Here is a 17,877-nt window from a genome sequence, read left to right as displayed (position 1 = left end):
GGTGTGTGGGCCCAGCACCCGTCAGAGCACGGAGATCGCGGTGGCCCGCCAGCGCTGGTCGAGGCCCTCGAGGCGGATGGCGATGGCCCGGGTGCGCGCCTTCCCGTGCACGATGACGACGGCCTCGATCACGCCGTCGGCCGGCGACGTGATGCGGGTCGCGCCGACCTGGATCGCCGGGCGCGACGCCGGCTGCTTGCGCGCCGCCCGGCCGCGCGCGGCGAGCACCACGCGCTTGAGCAGGTGCTTGTAGACGCCCTCGCTCATCCACCGCGCGATCTGCTCGAGGTCCCGCGCGCCGGCGAGCACCTCGAGCACGCTGCAGGCGAGGTTCTCCACGAGCGGCTTCGGATCCGGCAGGCGCGAGGTCGACGTGGGCTGCCGGCCGAAGAAGTCGTCGGAGCGCACGGCGTACAGGCGCTTGCCGCTCGCGGTCGCGCGGGCGACCTCGCTGGCGGGGACGGGTGGTGGAACGACGCTCATCGGGGCTCCCGGGGGCGATCGGGTCGGTACCCGGTCTGGGTCGGACCGGGTGGAGCCACAGACAAGCAGTCCGCGGGCGGGCACGTCCAGGGATTCCAAGAATCTGTGGATAAATCGCGGAGGTGTCGCATCCGCTATCGCGCGATGCGCTCCATGCAGAGCAGCCGAGGTCTCGGGTCCCAGGACGGCACGCGGCGGAATCCGCGCGACTTGTACAGGCGCACCGCGTCGTGCCGCCAGTCCCAGACGGACAGGCGGACCGTCCCCGTGCGCCGGTCGAGCACGGTGTCGAGCAGCGCCGACCCGACGCCGAGGCCTCGCCGGGCGGGATCCGCCCAGAGCCGTTTGATCTCGGTCGCCTCTGCCGAGCCCGAACCACGACCACGCCGGCGGCCACATGGTCCAGCTCCGCGAGATGGACCGAGGATCCCGCATATGCCGATCGCGGATCGGAGACCTCGGCGAGGTAGGTCGCCGGGAGCGACACATCGAGGTCGGGCGAACCTCCCGACAGGTGCACGAACTTCTCCCGCTCGGTGTGATCGAGGTAGGCGCCGACGAGCTCGGCCACCGCGGTCGCGTCCGGGCCGTCGAGATCGGCGTCGCGCACGACGAGGGACGGAGGGCGCGGCATCCCAGCATCTTCGTGGAGCGCCCGCTGTGGAGAAGTCGCCGCCACGGCCGCCGGGCGTGAGTAGCGTGCGCGGATGCGCTGGGACGAGCTGTTCGCCGACCTCGAGGCGCAGCTCGAGGCCGGCATCGGCGCCGAGGAGCGCGAGAGCGACGCGGAGGAGGAGCGACTCCGCCTCGGCCGCCGTGCGCTGCGCGACCGCATCGCCGCGATGGGGGAGAGCCGCAGGCCGCTGCGCATCCGTCTCGTGGACGGCGAGGTGCTCGAGATCGCGACCCGGACCATCGGGCGGGACTGGGTGGCCGGCGACCTGGCCGGTGGCGCCCAGGCCGTGCTGCCGCTGCACGCCGTCGCCGCCCTGCTGCCGACGCCGGAGCAGGTGACCGCGGACCGCGAGCAGGCGCCGGGCAGCCTCACCGACCGGCTCGGGCTGCCGTTCGTGCTGCGCGACCTCGCCCGGCGGCGGCGACCGGTGCAGCTCCGGCTGCGGTCGGGCGCCGTCACCGGCACCATCGACCGCGTCGGACGCGACCACCTCGACCTCGCGGTGCACCCGCTCGACGAGCCGCGACGCTCGTCCTCGGTGCGCCGGATCGAGGTGCTCGCGCTCGCCGAGGTGCTGCTCGTCCGCGTCGACTGACGCGGACGTCAGAGCAGGGTGCCGGTGCGCAGCTCGGGCAGGAGCTCGAACTGCGACTGCCGCCAGTGCGCGGCGCGCCGGGCCTCCTCGTAGCGGGCCTGGATGAAGGCCTCGAGCTCCACCCGCTCCACGCGCCAGTGCCCGGCCGCGCCGATCCTGATGGCCGGCAGCTCGCCGGACCGCACGAGGGCGTAGGCCTGTGCGGTCGAGACGTTCAGCACCTCCGCCGTCTCGGCGACGGTGAGGAAGCGGCCGATCTGATCGACGGGCGGCGGCACGGTCATGACGGGCATCCTGCCGCTGCCCGTCGGCTCCTCGCAGGAAGGGCCGCGGCCGCTGTGGATAACTTCGGCGCCGCGCGGGAGCGGCGCTGGAGGATCGAGCCCTCCGGTTCCGGACGGAAGGATCGCCATGGCCACGCTCCCGACGCCGCTGCCGCGCCGGCTGCGACTCGACCCGCGGATCGTGCTCGGGCTCGTGCTCGTCGCCGCCTCCACGCTCGGCGTCACGGCCGTCGTCCAGAGCCTGAATCGCACCGAGCCCGTCTACCGGGCGGCCGGGCCGCTCGTCGCCGGCGCTCACATCTCGGCGGCGGACCTGGTGCCCACGCCGGTGCGCCTCGGCCCCGCGGATCCGCTCTACCTCACCGGCCCGGTGCCGGCGGACGGGTACGTGGTCACCCGCACCATCGCGGCGGGGGAGATGGTGCCGCTCTCGGCGCTGGGCTCCGCCTCCGCCGTCGATGTGGCGTCGGTCGTCGTCGACCTGTCCACCCGCCTGTCCGGATCGATCGTCCCAGGGGCGGTCGTCGACGTCTGGTCCGCGCCGCGGAAGACGGGTTCGACCACCGAGTACGGCGCGCCGGTCGTGCTCGTCAGCGGCGCGACCGTGGTGCGCACGATCGCCCCGCAGGGCATCGTGCAGGCCGCGCAGCAGAACACGGTGGAGCTGCAGGTCCCACGTGGCGACGTCGCCGCCGTGCTGGAGGCCGTGGCGGGCAGCGCCCGGATCTCCGCCGTCGCCGTCAGCCAGCCGGTGCACCGATGACCGCCGTCGTGCTGAGCCTCGCGCCGCACGTCGAGGACCGGCTGCTGCCCCAGTTGCTCGACGAGGGGCACGTCGTCGTGGCCCGGCCGGCCGGCGCGGCCGAGGCGCTGGCGATCCTCGAGCGGATGGACGCCGACGCCCTCGTCGCCAGCGCCTCGCCGCGGCACTGCGACGGCGCACTCCTCGCGGCGGCGCGAGCCCGCGGGCTGGCGGTGGTCCTCGTCGCCGGCAGTGCGGCCGATCGGGAGCACGCCGTCGCGCTCGGCGTCCCCGATCCGCTGCCGGCCGACGCCGAGGTCCGCCTCCTGCTCGAGCGGCTGGAGCGCGGCGGGCAGACGCCGCAGCCGGTCGACCGACCGGATCCGGCGTCGCCGGCGGCTCGGGGGAGGGTCACCGCCGTCTGGGGGCCGGCCGGCGCACCCGGGTGCACCACCACGGCCATCGCCCTCGCCGCAGAGCTCGCCGCGGGTGGCCTGCGGGTGGCGCTCGTCGACGCCGACACGATCGGTGCGGCGGTGGCACCCGCACTCGGGCTCTTCGACGAGGCGCCCGGGCTGGCCGCGGCGTGCCGCCTCGCCGCGGCGGGCGCGCTCACCGGAGCCGAGCTCGACCGGGTCGCGCAGCAGCATCGCGGCTCGCGGGCGGCCTTCTCGGTGCTCACCGGCATCGGACGGCCCTCCCGCTGGCCCGAGCTCTCCACGGATCGAGTGACCAAGGTGCTCGACGCCTGCCGCAGCTGGGCCGACCACACGATCGTCGACACCGGCTTCAACCTCGAGACGGACGAGGAGATCGTGAGCGACCTCTTCGCCCCACGCCGCAACGCGGCCACCATCGCGGCGGTCCGCGCCGCGGACACCGTCGTCGCCGTCGGGGCGGCCGACCCGGTGGGGCTCGCGCGGTTCGTGCGCGCCTACGGCGATCTGCTGGAGCTCGTCGACCCGCCCGCTGTGCGGGTGGTGATCGGCAAGGTGCGGGCGAGTGCGGTGGGCATCGGGCCGGCCGGGCAGATCCGCGCGAGCCTGCTGCGCTTCGGCGGGATCGACGACGTGACGCTGGTGCCGAACGATCCGGCGGCCTGCGACGCGGCGCTGCTCACCGGCCGCAGCCTGCCCGAGGCCGCACCGCGCTCGGCGGCGACCGCGGCGCTGCGCCGGTTCACCGCCGACCACCTCGCCGAGCGTCCGGACCGGGAGCCGCGCCGTCGGCCGGCGTGGCTCGGCCGCGCGCAGCCCGCGTGACGCCGCGACCGGTCCGCCACGCCAGAATGGAGCGGTGCCACCCCGTCTGCTCGCCGTCCTGACCGCACCGTCGCGCGATACCCCGGGCGCAGCCCCGACCGGGCCGGTCTTCCGGATGGCGGACGTCGACCATCCCGTGCTGAATGCCCTCGACCTCGGAGTCACGCGCGGCGACGGCGTCTTCGAGACCATCAGCATCGGCAGCGGTCGCGCCCAGGCCACCGAGCCGCACCTCGGCCGGCTCGCTCGATCGGCGGCGATGCTCGAGATGCCGGAACCCGATCTCGACGCCTGGCGCGAGACGGTCTACGCCCTCGCCGAGCAGCTCCGCGACGTGCCGGAGGCCTTCGCGAAGCTCGTGTACACGCGCGGCGTCGAGGGGCAGGACCGTCCCACCGGCTGGGTCTTCGCGGAGGCCTCGCCCGACCACGCCGCCACGCGGCGCGACGGCATCCGGGTCACCGTGCTCGACCGCGGCTACGCGCACGACGTGGTGAGCACCGCGCCCTGGCTCCTGCAGGGTGCGAAGACGCTCTCCTACGCGGTCAACCGGGCCGCGGTCCGCGAAGCCCATCGGCGGGGTTCCGACGACGTGCTGTTCGTCAGCTCGGACGGCTTCCTGCTCGAGGGCCCCACCGCGAACCTCGTGCTGAAGCGTGGCGACCGCCTGACGACGCCCGCGACCAGCCTCGGCATCCTCGCCGGCACGACGCAGGCGGACGCCTTCAGCTTCGCCCGCAGCCGCGGCCTCACCACCTCGTACGAGGTGCTCACCCGCGACGCGCTGGAGGACGCCGACGCCCTCTGGCTGCTCTCGAGCGTCCGTCATGCAGCCCCGATCCGCGCGGTCGACGGGGTGCCGAAGTCGGTCGACGCCGCGTTCACCGCGGACCTGAACGCCTTCCTCGTCGGCCGCCGCGACTGATCGGTCCGGCCGCCGCGCCGGCCCGCTCGTAGAATCGGGCGGTGCCGACCATGAGCGAACTCGTCACTGCGCACTCGTCGCAGTCCTCGGCCGACGACCTCAACTGGCTGCACGCGTTGCTGAACGACCTGCAGCTGCTCGCCGATCTCGCGTTCGCGGACATCGTGCTGTGGACCCCGTCCGCCGACGGCTTCGTCGCCGTCGCGCACGCGCGGCCGTCGAGCGCGGCGACCCTCTTCTACCGCGACTTCGTCGGGCAGCCGGTCAAGCCGGACTGGCGACGCCTCGTCACCGACTCGTTCGAGCGCGGCGAGATCCTCGACTCCTCCGCCCCCGACTGGTTCGAGGAGACGCCCACGCGGGTGCGCGCGGTACCGGTCTTCCGCCGCACCTCGCCGTCGGCGGCGCAGCAGCAGGTCATCGGCCCGATCGCGGTGCTCACCCGGCACACGAACCTCTCCGAAGCGCGGATGCCGAGCCGCCAGGAGCTCACGTTCAACGACTGCGCGAACGACCTGTTCCGGATGATCGCCTCCGGCGACTTCCCGCAGCTCACCGCGCCGACCGGCCCCCGGCGCGGTGCACCCCGCGCTTCGGACGGGCTCATCCGCCTCGACGTCGACGGCGTCACGATCTTCGCCAGCCCGAACGCGCTCTCGGCGTTCAACCGGATCGGATTCTCCGGGGAGCTCGAGGGGGAGTCCCTCGCCCAGGTCGTCACCGACCTGCTGCCGGAGCGCTTCGCCGTCGACGAGACGCTGCCGGTCGTCGTGACCGGCAAGGCGCCGTGGCGCAGCGAGATCGAGGCGAAGGGCGTCACCGTCTCCCTCCGCGCCATCCCGGTGTTCAACGAGGGCCAGCGCGTGGGCGCGATCGTGCTCTGCCGCGAGGTCACGGAGCTGCGCCACCAGGAGCAGGAGCTCATCACCAAGGACGCGACGATCCGCGAGATCCACCACCGGGTGAAGAACAACCTGCAGACGGTCGCGTCGCTGCTGCGGATCCAGGCGCGCCGCTCGAACTCCGACGAGGCGCGCGACTCGCTCACCCAGGCCACGCGGCGGGTGTCGGCGATCGCGGTCGTGCACGACACGCTGTCGCACGGGCTGGCGCAGAGCGTCGACTTCGACGAGGTCTTCGACCGCGTGCTCATGCTCATCGCGGAGGTCGCGTCGTCGCACGGCACCCGCGTGCATCCGATGAAGCGGGGCGCGTTCGGCATCCTGCCGAGCGACTACGCGACGCCCCTGTCGCTCGCGCTGACCGAGCTCGTGACCAACGCGGTCGAGCACGGGCTCGCCGAGCGCGAGGGCAACGTCGTCATCACCGCGCACCGGTCGGACGAGGGCCTGACCGTCAGCGTCCGGGACAACGGCGTCGGCCTGCCCGAGGGCAAGGTCGGCAGCGGGCTCGGCACGCAGATCGTCCGCACCCTGATCGAGGGCGAGCTCGGCGGCATCATCGACTGGCACACCATGTCGGGCCGCGGCACCGAGGTGACGATCGCGGTGCCGTTCCGGTTCCACAAGGAGCGCACCTAGAAGACGGTGCGGTGCGAGCGGCCGGTCGCGAGACGTCGGGCGTCCCGCCGGGGCGGCGGGCGCGCCCCGAAGGGCGGCGCCCGCCTGAGGGCAGCGGCTAGGCGGTGCGGCGAGCGCGAGCGGCGCGGCGCTTCAGCGCACGGCGCTCGTCCTCGCTGAGGCCACCCCAGACACCCGAGTCCTGGCTGGTCTCGAGGGCGTACTGGAGGCAGGACTCGGTGACGGTGCAGCGACCGCAGACGGTCTTGGCGCGTTCGATCTGGTCGACCGCCGGGCCCGTGTTGCCGATCGGGAAGAACAGCTCCGGGTCAGCGGTGAGGCAGGCCGCTCGATCACGCCAATCCATGCGTGGGCGCTCCTTCGTGGGGGTAGGCGTATCCCGGACACAGCGGCGCACCGCATGCGGGCCCGAGGGGGCTCGAGGTCGTTCGGCGTTCATTCGGGTGACCTGCGGGAGGATGTCTCCACCGGAGCAGAACAGCGTGAAGGGGACGGGCGACCGTCGACCTTCGGTGTCACCGCGTGCCCACGACAGTGGGGGCACCGAAACCGACCGGAAACATGGTGACACACGGCCTACCTGGGTATCAAGGGTGCCGTGATTGGATGTCCCTGTGAGTGTTGGACGCGGGAACGGTGTCCGAACGCCCTCTGAACAACTGGATCCGAAGCCCCGACGACGGATTCCGTTGGTCGTGGTCGCGGTGATCCTCGCTGCCGAGGCGGCCGGCCTGCTGGTCGCCGCCGTGGTCCTGCTGGTCGGCACGCTCGCCGCGACGAGCGATGCGAACTCGGTCGGCGGTGGTGTAGCGCTCGCGATCACGGCGGCGGTCATCGCGATCGGGCTGCTGCTCACCGCGCGCGGCGTGCTGCGCGCGGCGAAATGGACCAGGCCCGCCGCCGTCGTGTGGCAGCTCGTGCAGATGCTCGTCGGCTTCGACGCGACGCAGGGTCCCGGCGGCCGCTACGACCTCGCGGCGCTGCTCGTGCTCCCCGCGCTGGTCGCGCTCGTTCTGCTGTTCACGCCGAGCGTGTCGGCGGCCATGCGCCGCGGCTGAGACCGGCGTCAGTCGATGCCGAGCTTCTTCCGGAGGCTCGCGACGTGGCCGGACGCCTTGACGTTGTAGAGGGGCAGCTGTACGCGGCCGTCCTCGTCGAGCACGAACGTGGACCGGATCACGCCGGTGACCTTCTTGCCGTACATCGACTTCTCGCCGTACGCGCCGTAGGCCTGGTGCACCGCGAGGTCCTGGTCGGAGAGCAGCGGGAAGTTCAGGTTCTCCTGCTCGGCGAACTCCGCGTTCGCCGCCGGCTCGTCCTTGGACACGCCGAGCACCTGGTACCCGGCCGCCTGCAGCGAGTTGAGGTTGTCGCGGAAGTCGCACGCCTCGGTGGTGCAGCCGGGCGTCATCGCCGCCGGGTAGAAGTACAGGACGACCTTGCGGCCGCGGTAGTCCGCGAGCGACCGCGTGGTGCCCGCGGAGTCGGGAAGCGAGAACTCGGGGGCCGGCGCGCCGGCCTCGAGACGGGTGGCAGTGGTCATGGGGCGTCCTCCACCGCCATGCTAATCTTGACGCTCGGTCCGCTGAGGCGGGCCGGATGCGCACCTCTAGCTCAATTGGCAGAGCAACTGACTCTTAATCAGTGGGTTCCGGGTTCAAGTCCCGGGGGGTGTACCAAGAGAAGGACCTGACCAGGCTTTTGTCGTTCCGACACGAGGCCTGTTTCGGGACTGGTCACCACTTAGTCACCGTTTACTCGGTCGGCGTGTCGTCGCGTCGCGGCGGAGCGCGGCCTCCTGGCCTGCTGTGAGGCCTCGAGCGCCCCTCTGCGGACCTGCTGGTCGATCCCAGAGTCGCGATCTAGCGTCCGCTAGAGACGGCCGTCGCCGCACGACGGGATGCCGTCAGGGAGTTGATGCGAAGCGGGGCGAGGGCAATGCAGGTGCAGCTCGGCCTCATCAGTATGGTCACTGCCTTCGTGGCGGTCGTCCTCTTCGGCCTCGGCCTGGTCCACTTTCGGCGACATCCCGTCGGGTCGATGGCGGAGGTTTGCGCCGAGGTGACGATGGGGGCTGGCGTGCTCTGCGTCTGTGCGGTGCTGTGCTTCGCCGGCACGATGCACATCCAGCCCGTGTGACGACCTGAAGTCGCTCCTAGAGCCGCCGCTGCGCGCGGCTCGCCGCGGGAGAGTGAGCCGCGACCTCGGTCCGGATCGCATCCGCACGGCCGCTGGCGCTGAACGCGGAGACCGACTTCTGGATCGCGATGCTGCACGGCGTATCGGAAGAGTCCAGCGTGGGGACCACGGGCACGGCCGCCTACCTCAGTCCCGAGCAGGTCGAAGGCCGAGCACTCGGACCGGAGACCGACATCTACTCGACGGGACTGGTCCTGCTGGAAGCCTGCACAGGGCGCCCCGCGTATCCCGGCGGCGTCCTCGACTCCGCACTCGCTCGGCTCGAGGGGGACCCCGAGATCCCGCCGCACCTGCCCGCGGAAATCGCCCACCTCCTGCGGTCGATGACCGCCCGAGAGCCCGCTCATCGGCCGACAGCGGAGGCCGCCGCGCAAGCTCTTCGCGAGTGGCTGATCCGTGAGCTCGGCGGCGAGGCGCCGCGGCGAGCGGATCCGGAGGCGGAGCGCCTCGCGGCCGTGCGCGACTATGACCTGATCGGCACCGAACCGGACGCCGAGTTCGATCGAATCACCGCGTTCGCGACGCGAGTCTTCGACGTGTCGGTCGCGGTCATCACCGTCGTCGACGAAGCCCGGGTCTGGCTCAAGTCCCGGCAGGGGATCGAGGTCGAGGAGATCGAACGGGCCCGCGGCCTGGGTGGGAGCGGTGGGCTGCACGAAGACACGCTCATCGTCGAGGACGCCGCGAACGATCCCCGCGTCTCGGGCGGCTCCGGGACCAGCGCCTCTGCGTTCCGCTTCTACGCGGGCGTCCCGCTCAGGACGCCGGACGGACACACGCTCGGCAACCTCGCGATCGCGGACGCGGAACCGCGCCGGATGTCGCAGGCAGAGATCGACACCCTGCACGACTTGGGCGCGATGGCCGTGCACGAGATGGAGATCCGCCGCGCTGCGCGCCGCGCGGCGTTCGGGAACGAAAGGCTGTGACCTTGCGCGATTCCTGACCGATGCCCTTCCCCAGGGCTACGGTCGCGACACGACCTCATCGGCATCTTTGCTGCTGCCATCCGGGTGGAGTCCAGGAAGGCCGCCATGGGGCTGCTCATTCACGGTGGCGTCGAAGTGGAGTTCGACGACCGCACGCTCGCTCACTTGGAGATCGTGATCGTCACCCGCTTCCGACGAGGCGAGAGCCTCGTCGTGTCCTGGCTCGAGAGCCCCGCCGTCGGGAGCGGTCGCAGTGCGATTTGGATGACGCCGAACCAGCCCGTCTTCTTCAGGTTCGCCGGAACGCGAGTCCCGACGATCGACGTGGAGTGGATCAAGGTGTTGACCGCCTCAGCCGACAGCTCCACCGGCCTGATCGTGACCGACCACGAGGGGAAGCTGATCAAGGCGGGAGCCTTCCGCCGCCACCATGGATAAGTCGCAACACCGTGGCCACGGACATCTCGGCGGTGCGACTCCGCGGCTGGCTTAACAGTGGCCGATCATCGAGCCCGTCGGGCGCAGTCGGGGCAGGTCCATACGCGGCGGCCGTCATGCCGCTCGGGTCGCATCAGCGCATCGCACCTCGGACAGGTACGGGCGCTGTAGGAGAGGGGCTCCTGCTCATCGGGGATCGGGATGAGGGCGGTCACGAGGACCTACTGACTCGAGGTTGTGCGCCTCGCTACTCGATCCAGAAGTTCGGGCGCTTGCACCGCGTGCCGCGGTTCGTCTTCGTGCCCCGCCGTAGCGCCAGACCTAAGCGCAGGATCCGGCATGGACGCCACTGCGTCAATACCGACGGTGGGTCGGCGGCGCGCGCACGGGCAGTTGGCAGTGCACGGTCAGGACCGTGCACGCCTCACAAACGACGGCTTCGACGCACGCGGCCGAAGGCATCGAGCGGTGTGGTTACTGAGGGAGGTCCCGCTTACTGGCTCGGCGCCCACTTTGCGCGCATGGCCGACGACCGGGGTGGTGGATCCTTGAGGGCTGTCGTCGAGGACCTGGAGCGCGCCGAGGTGGCGGTACCGGCTCAGCAACAGCCGGAGCAGCCGGAGCAGCCGGTCACCGTGACCTTCCGACCGAACGGGCACGGTGATGCTCGCCGAGACCGAGCACATCGGTGCTCCGCAGGAAGAGAACGGCAGCGCCGTCAGATACGTGCGGTCGCGCCTGTAGTCGTGCGGGTCACGTCCACGACGGAGCAGGCCGACGGCCGACACAGGCTGGAGGCGTGCGATGGGGTGGCTCCGCTTCGACGGCGCGCGTCGACTTCGAGATTCGTCTGCTGAGCCATGCGCAGATCATGACCGTCCAGTGGATACCCCGGAAGGAGAGCTTCACGATTTCCCGGCTCGGCCCGCTGGCGGCCGGCAATGGCCGCTGCTCGGCCTGCCTGCATCCGGATAGTGACCTCTACTTCACGTTCGCGGGTCCGGGCTCCCGTCGATCATCCAGGCTTGGCTCGACACCCTGAGCACGAGCGCGAGGAACTCGCGCGGGCTGGTGGTCTGCCCTCCGGTACGTAGGAGGCCACCTCCTCAGCTGCGACCACGCCCGCCTCCCGTTTGGTCAGTCTCTGCACGGCCCAACTCGGTAGCGGCCCGGCGGTGCTAGCTAAGCGACGTCGATGCCAGCGCGACTCGACGAGCTCCGGGAGTCGATGCTGAGCGCGGACGCGCCGCCGTTCACGGTCAGTCGCAGGGGAGTGCGTCTCCGCGGCGTGAGCGGCTGATGACGTCCCGATACGAGAAGCTTGGCGGAAGGGTCTGGTCCTCGATTCGGCACCGCATGTATCCGAGTGCGATCGCGTCGCTCGGGTCGGGGCCGGCGAGCGCGCCCGGCTGGACTTCGGCTTCCCGCCCGGCTCCGACTACCACCGTGGTCGGCATTGCGACTTGCATGCCGCCGACGGCCAGTACGGTGACCGCGTCGCTTCTCCCGCGCCGCGCGAGCGCATCGCTGTAGCGAATGAGCATCGCCGCGACCTCATCACCCAGGGCGAAGGGCGCCCCCGCGATCACGACCCGCCGCATCGAGGCAGCCTACGTGCCGTCGAGGACCCTGACCAGAGCGCTCGCATCCACCGCGGTCCTCCGCGGGATCTGGATCGGCGGCGGTGTTCCGATATTCTGGGAATTCGCGATGGGGGACGACCATCACATCAATCGCGAGCGGATCGAGCACCTGCTGCAATCCGCCAGCAGCGCGGGTGGCCTGTTCGTCTCGCGACAGCTGCTGCCAGCGCCCTGACCGGCATTCCACGGCACACCAGCGCCGGCAGCGACCCGCCCCGACTCCCGCGAGAAACTGCTCAGTATTCGAAGCTGTCGAAATCGGGGAAGGACGGCGATCCATCGTCGCCGCCAGTCGCCGGCACGTAACGGTCACGCCTGACCAACACGTCCAGTCGTCGGCGGAGATCGTCGACCGCAGCATCGACCTGGGGCAGGTCGACGGGCTCGAGGGTCGCGTCGTCGTTGTCCAGGACCGCGATTTGACTCGCCGGACCAAGCAGCAGACTCGCTTCCTCAGCGTGTCCGTTACGAGCAACAGGCAGCGTCACCGTGTCCGTCGTCCCCGCTCGCCCGAGTTCCTTGGCGTATTCGAGCACGAGCAGGGCGAGTTCCCGATCCGTGACGGCGACATCCGCGCCCGCCATCGACACCCGCTTGAAGCGACTCATCTAGCGATGGTCCCCAACACCGCTGATAGCACGCCGAGTGCGCGCCGATCGCTTGCCGGGCGAGGACAGCGACGCTGTTCCTTCGATCGAACAGACGGCGCCCAAACGAACCCCAGCCCTCTCGTGTCCTCCGTCTCCCTCTCGAATACCGCTATCTGCCTCAACTGATGATCGCGTCTTCAACCTGTCGCAATCCCCTTCTGCACGGAATCCGTACCGTCCTCTGTCGCGCCCGTTCCCCCGCCCGTTCTTTTGGTCTTCGCTCCTCGCTTCTTGCTTCTCGCTTCTTGCTTCTTGCTTCTTGCTTCTTGCTTCTTGCTTCGTCCCTTTCCTCGTTGAGTTGCCCTGTCCTGGACTGCCTCCTGCACTCCCGAACCACCCTCTCTCAAGGAACGCAGAGTGAGGGTGGTTCGGGAGCAGCGTCAGCTGAGGAGGCAGACCAGGACAGGGCAAGACGCCCCAACCCCCGTCGTCAGACCCGTCGCGCTCAACGACGGGGGTAACGACGGGTCTTGAAGCAGCGAAATTCGATTAGGCGGAGCCCGAATCGAGCTGCTCCAGAACTGCCGCCGCCCCCGTCGAGCGCTTCTTCCGACCCATGTAGACGTCGAGCGTCAGTGACGGGTGAGCATGCCCCAGTTGGTCCGCCGCGTCGCGCGCGCTCTTGCCGGCTTGGTCCATGAGCGTCGCCACGGATTTCCGAAAGGTGTGGCTCGTCACCTCGAGGACCCCGAGTTGGCGGAAGGCGGTCCTCATCGCCATGCGCGTGTTCGAGGGATCGCGAAGATCCTTGCCTCGCGGAGCGGGGAAGACGGCGTGGATCGAGGACTGCAACTCGCGAAGGTCTCCAAGAGCCCGCTTGCGCCGCTCTCGAAGCATCCGCACGCACCAGGACGGGATTTCGATGATGCGATTGCTGGACGGCGACTTCGGCCGGCTGATGATGAGGCCCTCTCCCGGGAGCCGGAGCACCGTGCCGTGGAGGTGCACCGTCGCCGCCTCGAAGTCGACGTCCTCCCAAGCGATCGCGCACGCCTCGCCGATCCGGGCTCCCGTGGCAGCGAGGAACGAGACGAGATCGGGAAGGTCGTACGCGTTCGCCCACTCGCTCTGCCGCAATCCGGCCAGCAGGGATCGGATCTCATCCGCCTCGAGCGAGCGGGGCTGGTGGAGCGGTCTCGAGGGGATCCTTGCGACGTCGCGGCACGGGTTCGACCGCATGGCGTCATGGCGGGCGGCGAGCCGGAACATGCCGGACAGCACGTTGCGGGTCTGGCGAGCTGCCGACGGACCGTGGTTGCGTCGCACGGCCATCAGGTGCCGGTCGACCAGCCCTACGCTCACCTCACGGATGCGGACGTTGCCGAAGGCCGGCAGGACGTTCCGTCGCAAGCGGGTCTTGTAAGCCTCCATCGTCGAGGGGCTGAGGTCGTCGAGCTGCTCGTACCAGAGCTTCGCAAGCGCCTCGATCTTCGTCTCAGGCGTGATCAGCCCGGCCCCGGCCGGGAGGCCTCTCGTCTGCAGCGCCCGCTGCAGGCTCTGCTCGGCAGCTTGCCTCGTGGGGCCCGTCCGCAGGACCTGCCGGCTCACGCCGTCGTAATCCCTGAATCGGGTGCGGGCCTTCCAGCGACCGTTCTCACGCCAGGCATCGATGTGCCCGTGCGTGCCTAATGCGAGTTCGGGGCGTCCCACAGGTCACAACTTAGTCACCGAAAACTCCCCTGAAACAGGCCTCTGTCGACTTCGGGTCAAGTTGCAAGAAGTGCCGTTGACCAGGTAATCTGTCGATTATCGGAGCCGCCAGAAATGACAGTTTTCCCGATCAGTGGGTTCCGGGTTCAAGTCCCGGGGGGTGTACTGCAGCGCCTGATCGGGGCGCCATCTCGCAGGGTGTGGAGCCACCTCCGCCACGCCTGATCGTCGCGCGGCCCCAGGGTGCTCCGGTCATCGGTGGATGCGGATGAGCCAGGCTCGGCGCCTCTCGATCGTGCTCGCGCTGAACCTCGCGCTCGTCGTCGGCCTCGCGATCGCCGGTCTCGCTGTGGGCTCGGTCTCCTTGCTGGCGACGGCGGCCGACTGCGTCGGCGACGCCTTCGCGCTCGCGCTCGGGCTGCTCGCGGTCCACCTGCGTGACCGGCACGGGAGAGCCGGCGCGACGAACGTGGTCGCGCTCGTGAACGTCGTCGTTCTGCTGGTCGCGTCCGCCGGCGTGCTCGTCGAGGCGGCCACCCGCCTGCTCCACGGAACGCCGGAGGTGCCGGGGCTCCCGATCCTGATCGGCGGGGTCGTGACGGCCGTGGTGCTCGGTGTCGGCGTGCTCGTGATCGGGACGGATGCGGGCGGTGAGGACCTGCACATGCGCTCGGTGCTGCTCGACACCGCATCCGACAGCGTCGCGGCCGGCGCGGTCGCCGTCGCCGGTGCGGTCATCGCGCTGGCCCAAGGGCTGTACTGGCTCGATCCCGCGGTCGGCGCCGTCATCGCGCTGGTCGTGATCGTCGGTGCCATCCGCCTCCTCGTCGACGTCGTCCGCGCGCTTCGGACCGGCACCGTCGTCCAGGTCGGTCCGGATTGATGCGCGTTCGGGCCCGCCCGACGCCCGACACCGTTCGATGAGGGGCTGAGGCGACGCCCGTCCGGGCGCTGCGATGATCTTCGGGTGAGCGAAGCCGTCATGGTCACACCCGTCACACGATGACCGGCGCCCTTCCCGCGGTTCGCAGCACCGCGCTGCGACGTCGCGGGTTCGCGCTCGAGGCCGCGACCCTCGCCTGGAACGTCGTCGGCGTGGTCGTGCTGGCCGTGATCGCGATCCGGACGGGTTCGGTGGCGATCCTCGGGTTCGGGCTCGACAGCCTGATCGAGATCGGTGCCAGCATCGTGGTGATCTGGGAGCTCTCCGGCGCAGGTGAAGCGCGCCAGGCCCGTGCCCTGCGGCTCATCGCCGTCGCGTTCCTCGCCCTCGCCGTCTACCTGACCATCCAATCGGCCGTCGCTCTGCTCGCGCAGGAGCACCCGGCCGACGGGCCGGCGGGCATCCTGTGGACCGGGATCACCGCGGTCGTGATGTTCCTGCTCGCGGCCGGGAAGACCGCGACCGGGAAGGAACTCGGCAACCCGGTGCTCGTCTCCGAGGGCCGCGTGACCGTCATCGACGGGGTCCTCGCCGTGGCGGTGCTCATCGGCCTCGTGCTCGACGCGACGCTCGGCTGGTGGTGGGCGGATCCGCTCGCCGCGCTCGTCGTCGTCTTCTACGCCGTCCGGGAAGCCGCGCACATCCTCAGGGGCTGATGCCGGCCGCCGGTGCGGCCCGGGCTCGAGTCCGACGTGGGGGAGCGGAGGAGCCGTCGTGGCGTTCGCACGCCGCCCTCAGCATCCCGATCTACCGTCCTGGTGCGGCCCCGGACCTCGGCTGCCTCCGAGCGGCCTGCGCTCGAAGCGGATCGATGCGAGGCGAGGTCAGTGGTGCCGGAGCAGCTCAGTCTTCTTCTCGTCGTGACGGCAGCGCTCGCGTTCGTGGGATTCGTCGTCGGGATCACGTCCATCCACCTGCACCCCTGGACGCAGCGCGGTGAGCAGGCCATGGCGTCGGTATCGCTGTGGGCCGCCGTCGGCTGCATCAGCGCGGTCGTCTGCCTCGGTGCCGGCGCGCTCATCCCTCCCTCGTAGGCCGCTCATCGCGACGTCCGACCGGTGGTGATCGTGCTCGCGACCCGGCCTCCGGTTTCTCGCATGCGGCCGGGCTACCGTGCCCGACATGGCGAGCCAGCAGGTGAACGTGGACGTGCGTCGGGCGGCGGGCTGGCTGCCCGCCCAGCAGGACCTCGAGTCCTGGCTCACGCGGCACCGGCAGCAGGTCGCCGCGCGCCGCGAGCAGATCGTGCTCCATCCGGCCACCGCCCGGCTCCGCGACCTCGTCGAGAGCGATCCCGTGCTGCGGATGTACGCGAACCGGATGATCGTCGAGGCGCCGAAGGGGAAGCAGTACGCCGAGCGCCCGATCGAGTCGTGGGACGAGCTGCTGCGGATGATCAACGAGGTGCTCACCCTGGCGCCCGAGTTCGGCGAGTCGATGGCGGCCACCCCGCTCGGCGCGATGCTCGACTGGGCGAGCGGCACGACCGCGGGCTTCGCCTTCTTCCGCGACCCCCGGGTCAACGCCGCGCTGAAAGAGCTGCTCACCGCCTGGTGCGACTTCCTCGACAGCCCGGACTCCCGCTACGTGCTGAACGACTCCGAGCGCGGGTGGCTGTCGGAGCAGGCGCAGGCGACGCTGGGGATGGATCAGTTCGAGCACGACCCGACGGCGGAGCACTGGGGCTTCGCGTCGTGGAACGACTTCTTCACCCGGCGCCTCCGCGAGGGCGCCCGCCCCGTCGCGGACCCCGACGACGACGCGGTGATCGTGAACGTCTGCGAATCCGTTCCCTACGCCCTCACCACCGACGTGGCGCGGCAGGACACCTTCTGGATCAAGAGCCAGCCGTACTCGCTCGAGGACATGCTCGCCCACGACGAGGCGGTCGACGCCTTCGTCGGCGGCACGGTGTACCAGGCCTTCCTCAGCGCGAACAACTACCACCGCTGGCACAGCCCGGTCGCGGGAACCGTCATGCGGGCGTACCTCGTCGAGGGCACCTACTACTCCGAGGCGGACTCCGAGGGCGCAGAGGCGACGGAGCCGATGAACTCGCAGTCCTACCTCGCGCATGTGGCGGCTCGCGCGATCATCCTGATCGAGGCGGACGATCCCGCGATCGGACTCGTGGCCGTGGTCCAGATCGGCATGGTGGAGGTCTCGTCCTGCGTCATCGCCCCGGCGGTCGAGGCGGGGTACCACCTCACGAAGGGGGAGGACCTGGGGCACTTCCAGTTCGGCGGCTCCACCTACTGCCTCGTGCTCCGGCCCGGAGCGGTCGTCGACTTCGCCCTCGACGCGGTCCCTCGCCCACACGCCGCCGTGCCGCCGGTGAAGCAGGTCAACACGCGGCTGGCCGTCGCCAGGAGCTGAACCGATCCCGCAGGAGCCTCTCCATCCGACCGGCCGCCGGGCGCCTGCCGAAGCGAGCAGGACACGCCCGGGCGTCCGACGAAGGGGCCGAAGGTGCACTCACCGCCCGCTCGTGTGTGTACTATTCATGAGCCCCGAACGGCGTCGCGAGACACCGGGAAGGGCGCCGAAGGCGGTCGGGACTGCTCCCGGGATGCTGTAGGTTGGTAACCACGACGAACGGGCCACGGCCCAGGGCGTCGCGTCAGGCCCCGCGGGTCATCTCGATGAGAGATGCCGGCAGGTGGATGACACCGGAAGCCTCAGGCCACTGGTCGGAAGACCAGTGGGTGATGTGCGGCCGATCCTTGAGAACTCAACAGCGTGCACAATTGTCAATGCCAATAAACCTCGTCGGCCGTTTTTCGGTCGTTGAGATTCCTTTGGATTGAACGGATTGTCAGTAGACATCCATCAGTCTGGTTCGAACTCGCGTCTGGTCCACTCCTTTTCCCGGGGTGGCTGGTCGCATCCGATGTGCCCGGGGCTTTGCGGTCTCGTG

At 70.5% G+C, this 17,877-nt stretch carries 23 protein-coding genes and 1 tRNA gene; 16 read left to right on the top strand and 8 right to left on the bottom strand.

Annotated features, from left to right (window positions below):
• Positions 1-21 precede the first annotated feature (21 nt).
• A complete protein-coding gene (locus VIG76_RS06865) occupies positions 22-483 on the bottom strand; it encodes an Rv3235 family protein (RefSeq protein ID WP_331952449.1) in 462 nt (153 codons plus the stop codon).
• Between the two features lie 134 nt (positions 484-617).
• Positions 618-833: a GNAT family N-acetyltransferase gene (locus tag VIG76_RS06860; protein ID WP_331952475.1), complete on the bottom strand. Its 216-nt coding sequence runs from the start codon at positions 831-833 to the stop codon at positions 618-620.
• A 357-nt stretch (positions 834-1,190) separates the two neighbouring features.
• On the opposite strand from VIG76_RS06860, the gene VIG76_RS06855 reads away from it, so the two are divergent.
• Entirely contained in the window at positions 1,191-1,754 is a 564-nt protein-coding gene (locus tag VIG76_RS06855) for a hypothetical protein (RefSeq protein ID WP_331952447.1), read from the top strand.
• 8 nt (positions 1,755-1,762) lie between these two features.
• Here the strand turns inward: VIG76_RS06855 and VIG76_RS06850 are convergent, their stop codons facing one another.
• Positions 1,763-2,038 (bottom strand): helix-turn-helix domain-containing protein, encoded by a 276-nt coding sequence (locus VIG76_RS06850; protein ID WP_331952445.1) that lies wholly within the window; start codon positions 2,036-2,038, stop codon positions 1,763-1,765.
• Between the two features lie 127 nt (positions 2,039-2,165).
• Between VIG76_RS06850 and VIG76_RS06845 the strand changes: the two genes are divergently transcribed.
• The 4 genes from VIG76_RS06845 to VIG76_RS06830 are packed head-to-tail and all read left to right on the top strand — an operon-like array spanning position 2,166 to position 6,508.
• A complete protein-coding gene (locus tag VIG76_RS06845) occupies positions 2,166-2,801 on the top strand; it encodes an SAF domain-containing protein (RefSeq protein WP_331952443.1) in 636 nt (211 codons plus the stop codon).
• Positions 2,798-4,042, top strand: a complete 1,245-nt coding sequence (locus VIG76_RS06840) for a CpaE/TadZ family protein (protein WP_331952441.1) — start codon at positions 2,798-2,800, stop codon at positions 4,040-4,042. The genes VIG76_RS06845 and VIG76_RS06840 overlap by 4 nt, the downstream gene beginning before the upstream one ends.
• A gap of 34 nt (positions 4,043-4,076) precedes the next feature.
• Positions 4,077-4,967: an aminodeoxychorismate lyase gene (locus VIG76_RS06835; protein ID WP_331952439.1), complete on the top strand. Its 891-nt coding sequence runs from the start codon at positions 4,077-4,079 to the stop codon at positions 4,965-4,967.
• Positions 4,968-5,008: 41 nt separating this feature from the next.
• Positions 5,009-6,508, top strand: a complete 1,500-nt coding sequence (locus VIG76_RS06830; protein ID WP_331952437.1) for a sensor histidine kinase — start codon at positions 5,009-5,011, stop codon at positions 6,506-6,508.
• Positions 6,509-6,605: 97 nt separating this feature from the next.
• Here the strand turns inward: VIG76_RS06830 and VIG76_RS06825 are convergent, their stop codons facing one another.
• On the bottom strand, positions 6,606-6,854 hold the full coding sequence (locus tag VIG76_RS06825; RefSeq protein WP_331952435.1) for a WhiB family transcriptional regulator: 249 nt from the start codon (positions 6,852-6,854) through the stop codon (positions 6,606-6,608).
• Between the two features lie 349 nt (positions 6,855-7,203).
• Between VIG76_RS06825 and VIG76_RS06820 the strand changes: the two genes are divergently transcribed.
• The gene (locus VIG76_RS06820) at positions 7,204-7,566 is read left to right on the top strand and encodes a hypothetical protein (protein ID WP_331952433.1); all 363 of its coding nucleotides are present in this window, start codon (positions 7,204-7,206) and stop codon (positions 7,564-7,566) included.
• A gap of 8 nt (positions 7,567-7,574) precedes the next feature.
• Here the strand turns inward: VIG76_RS06820 and bcp are convergent, their stop codons facing one another.
• The gene (gene bcp / locus VIG76_RS06815; protein WP_331952431.1) at positions 7,575-8,051 is read right to left on the bottom strand and encodes a thioredoxin-dependent thiol peroxidase; all 477 of its coding nucleotides are present in this window, start codon (positions 8,049-8,051) and stop codon (positions 7,575-7,577) included.
• 60 nt (positions 8,052-8,111) lie between these two features.
• On the opposite strand from bcp, the gene VIG76_RS06810 reads away from it, so the two are divergent.
• From VIG76_RS06810 to VIG76_RS15235, 5 genes are all read left to right on the top strand, one after another.
• Positions 8,112-8,187 (top strand) — tRNA-Lys (locus VIG76_RS06810).
• 259 nt (positions 8,188-8,446) lie between these two features.
• Positions 8,447-8,647, top strand: a complete 201-nt coding sequence (locus VIG76_RS06805; RefSeq protein ID WP_331952429.1) for a hypothetical protein — start codon at positions 8,447-8,449, stop codon at positions 8,645-8,647.
• Positions 8,648-8,775: 128 nt separating this feature from the next.
• Positions 8,776-9,636, top strand: a complete 861-nt coding sequence (locus VIG76_RS06800) for a protein kinase domain-containing protein (RefSeq protein ID WP_331952427.1) — start codon at positions 8,776-8,778, stop codon at positions 9,634-9,636.
• A gap of 105 nt (positions 9,637-9,741) precedes the next feature.
• Positions 9,742-10,074, top strand: a complete 333-nt coding sequence (locus VIG76_RS06795) for a DUF7882 family protein (RefSeq protein ID WP_331952425.1) — start codon at positions 9,742-9,744, stop codon at positions 10,072-10,074.
• A 688-nt stretch (positions 10,075-10,762) separates the two neighbouring features.
• Positions 10,763-11,116: a DUF7882 family protein gene (locus tag VIG76_RS15235; protein WP_473964779.1), complete on the top strand. Its 354-nt coding sequence runs from the start codon at positions 10,763-10,765 to the stop codon at positions 11,114-11,116.
• A 217-nt stretch (positions 11,117-11,333) separates the two neighbouring features.
• Here the strand turns inward: VIG76_RS15235 and VIG76_RS06790 are convergent, their stop codons facing one another.
• A complete protein-coding gene (locus VIG76_RS06790) occupies positions 11,334-11,675 on the bottom strand; it encodes a hypothetical protein (protein WP_331952423.1) in 342 nt (113 codons plus the stop codon).
• Between the two features lie 13 nt (positions 11,676-11,688).
• Here VIG76_RS06790 and VIG76_RS06785 point away from each other — a divergent pair, with 13 nt between their 5' ends.
• Positions 11,689-11,892, top strand: a complete 204-nt coding sequence (locus VIG76_RS06785) for a DUF7882 family protein (protein WP_331952421.1) — start codon at positions 11,689-11,691, stop codon at positions 11,890-11,892.
• 61 nt (positions 11,893-11,953) lie between these two features.
• Here VIG76_RS06785 and VIG76_RS06780 read toward each other — a convergent pair whose 3' ends face one another.
• Positions 11,954-12,325, bottom strand: coding sequence for a hypothetical protein (locus VIG76_RS06780; protein WP_331952419.1), 372 nt, complete (start codon positions 12,323-12,325; stop codon positions 11,954-11,956).
• 531 nt (positions 12,326-12,856) lie between these two features.
• Positions 12,857-13,915 carry a tyrosine-type recombinase/integrase gene (locus VIG76_RS06775; RefSeq protein WP_331952417.1) on the bottom strand — a complete coding sequence of 353 codons (1,059 nt, stop codon included), beginning with the start codon at positions 13,913-13,915 and terminating at the stop codon, positions 12,857-12,859.
• 370 nt (positions 13,916-14,285) lie between these two features.
• Between VIG76_RS06775 and VIG76_RS06770 the strand changes: the two genes are divergently transcribed.
• From VIG76_RS06770 to VIG76_RS06755, 4 genes are all read left to right on the top strand, one after another.
• A complete protein-coding gene (locus VIG76_RS06770) occupies positions 14,286-14,900 on the top strand; it encodes a cation efflux transmembrane domain-containing protein (protein ID WP_331952415.1) in 615 nt (204 codons plus the stop codon).
• Between the two features lie 119 nt (positions 14,901-15,019).
• Positions 15,020-15,616, top strand: coding sequence for a cation efflux transmembrane domain-containing protein (locus VIG76_RS06765; protein WP_331952413.1), 597 nt, complete (start codon positions 15,020-15,022; stop codon positions 15,614-15,616).
• A 174-nt stretch (positions 15,617-15,790) separates the two neighbouring features.
• Positions 15,791-15,994 carry a hypothetical protein gene (locus VIG76_RS06760; protein ID WP_331952411.1) on the top strand — a complete coding sequence of 68 codons (204 nt, stop codon included), beginning with the start codon at positions 15,791-15,793 and terminating at the stop codon, positions 15,992-15,994.
• A gap of 88 nt (positions 15,995-16,082) precedes the next feature.
• Entirely contained in the window at positions 16,083-17,336 is a 1,254-nt protein-coding gene (locus tag VIG76_RS06755; protein WP_331952409.1) for a phosphatidylserine decarboxylase family protein, read from the top strand.
• The last annotated feature ends 541 nt before the right edge of the window (positions 17,337-17,877 follow it).

It is taken from the genome of Amnibacterium sp., from assembly GCF_036559085.1.
GTDB lineage: Bacteria > Actinomycetota > Actinomycetes > Actinomycetales > Microbacteriaceae > Amnibacterium.
Note: the sequence above shows the minus strand (reverse complement) of the source record. Positions and strands in the feature narration are given on the sequence as shown.

Excerpts from the sequence above, each read along its gene's own strand:
- VIG76_RS06865 (WP_331952449.1), bottom strand. The coding sequence starts at position 483 with ATGAGCGTCGTTCCACCACCCGTCCCCGCCAGCGAGGTCGCCCGCGCG.
- VIG76_RS06770 (WP_331952415.1), top strand. The coding sequence starts at position 14,286 with ATGAGCCAGGCTCGGCGCCTCTCGATCGTGCTCGCGCTGAACCTCGCG.
- VIG76_RS06850 (WP_331952445.1), bottom strand. The coding sequence starts at position 2,038 with ATGACCGTGCCGCCGCCCGTCGATCAGATCGGCCGCTTCCTCACCGTC.
- VIG76_RS06795 (WP_331952425.1), top strand. The coding sequence starts at position 9,742 with ATGGGGCTGCTCATTCACGGTGGCGTCGAAGTGGAGTTCGACGACCGC.
- VIG76_RS06790 (WP_331952423.1), bottom strand. The coding sequence starts at position 11,675 with ATGCGGCGGGTCGTGATCGCGGGGGCGCCCTTCGCCCTGGGTGATGAG.
- VIG76_RS06755 (WP_331952409.1), top strand. The coding sequence starts at position 16,083 with ATGGCGAGCCAGCAGGTGAACGTGGACGTGCGTCGGGCGGCGGGCTGG.
- VIG76_RS06780 (WP_331952419.1), bottom strand. The coding sequence starts at position 12,325 with ATGAGTCGCTTCAAGCGGGTGTCGATGGCGGGCGCGGATGTCGCCGTC.
- VIG76_RS06800 (WP_331952427.1), top strand. The coding sequence starts at position 8,776 with ATGCTGCACGGCGTATCGGAAGAGTCCAGCGTGGGGACCACGGGCACG.
- VIG76_RS06855 (WP_331952447.1), top strand. The coding sequence starts at position 1,191 with ATGCGCTGGGACGAGCTGTTCGCCGACCTCGAGGCGCAGCTCGAGGCC.
- VIG76_RS06845 (WP_331952443.1), top strand. The coding sequence starts at position 2,166 with ATGGCCACGCTCCCGACGCCGCTGCCGCGCCGGCTGCGACTCGACCCG.
- VIG76_RS06805 (WP_331952429.1), top strand. The coding sequence starts at position 8,447 with ATGCAGGTGCAGCTCGGCCTCATCAGTATGGTCACTGCCTTCGTGGCG.
- VIG76_RS06825 (WP_331952435.1), bottom strand. The coding sequence starts at position 6,854 with ATGGATTGGCGTGATCGAGCGGCCTGCCTCACCGCTGACCCGGAGCTG.
- bcp (WP_331952431.1), bottom strand. The coding sequence starts at position 8,051 with ATGACCACTGCCACCCGTCTCGAGGCCGGCGCGCCGGCCCCCGAGTTC.
- VIG76_RS06765 (WP_331952413.1), top strand. The coding sequence starts at position 15,020 with ATGACCGGCGCCCTTCCCGCGGTTCGCAGCACCGCGCTGCGACGTCGC.
- VIG76_RS06840 (WP_331952441.1), top strand. The coding sequence starts at position 2,798 with ATGACCGCCGTCGTGCTGAGCCTCGCGCCGCACGTCGAGGACCGGCTG.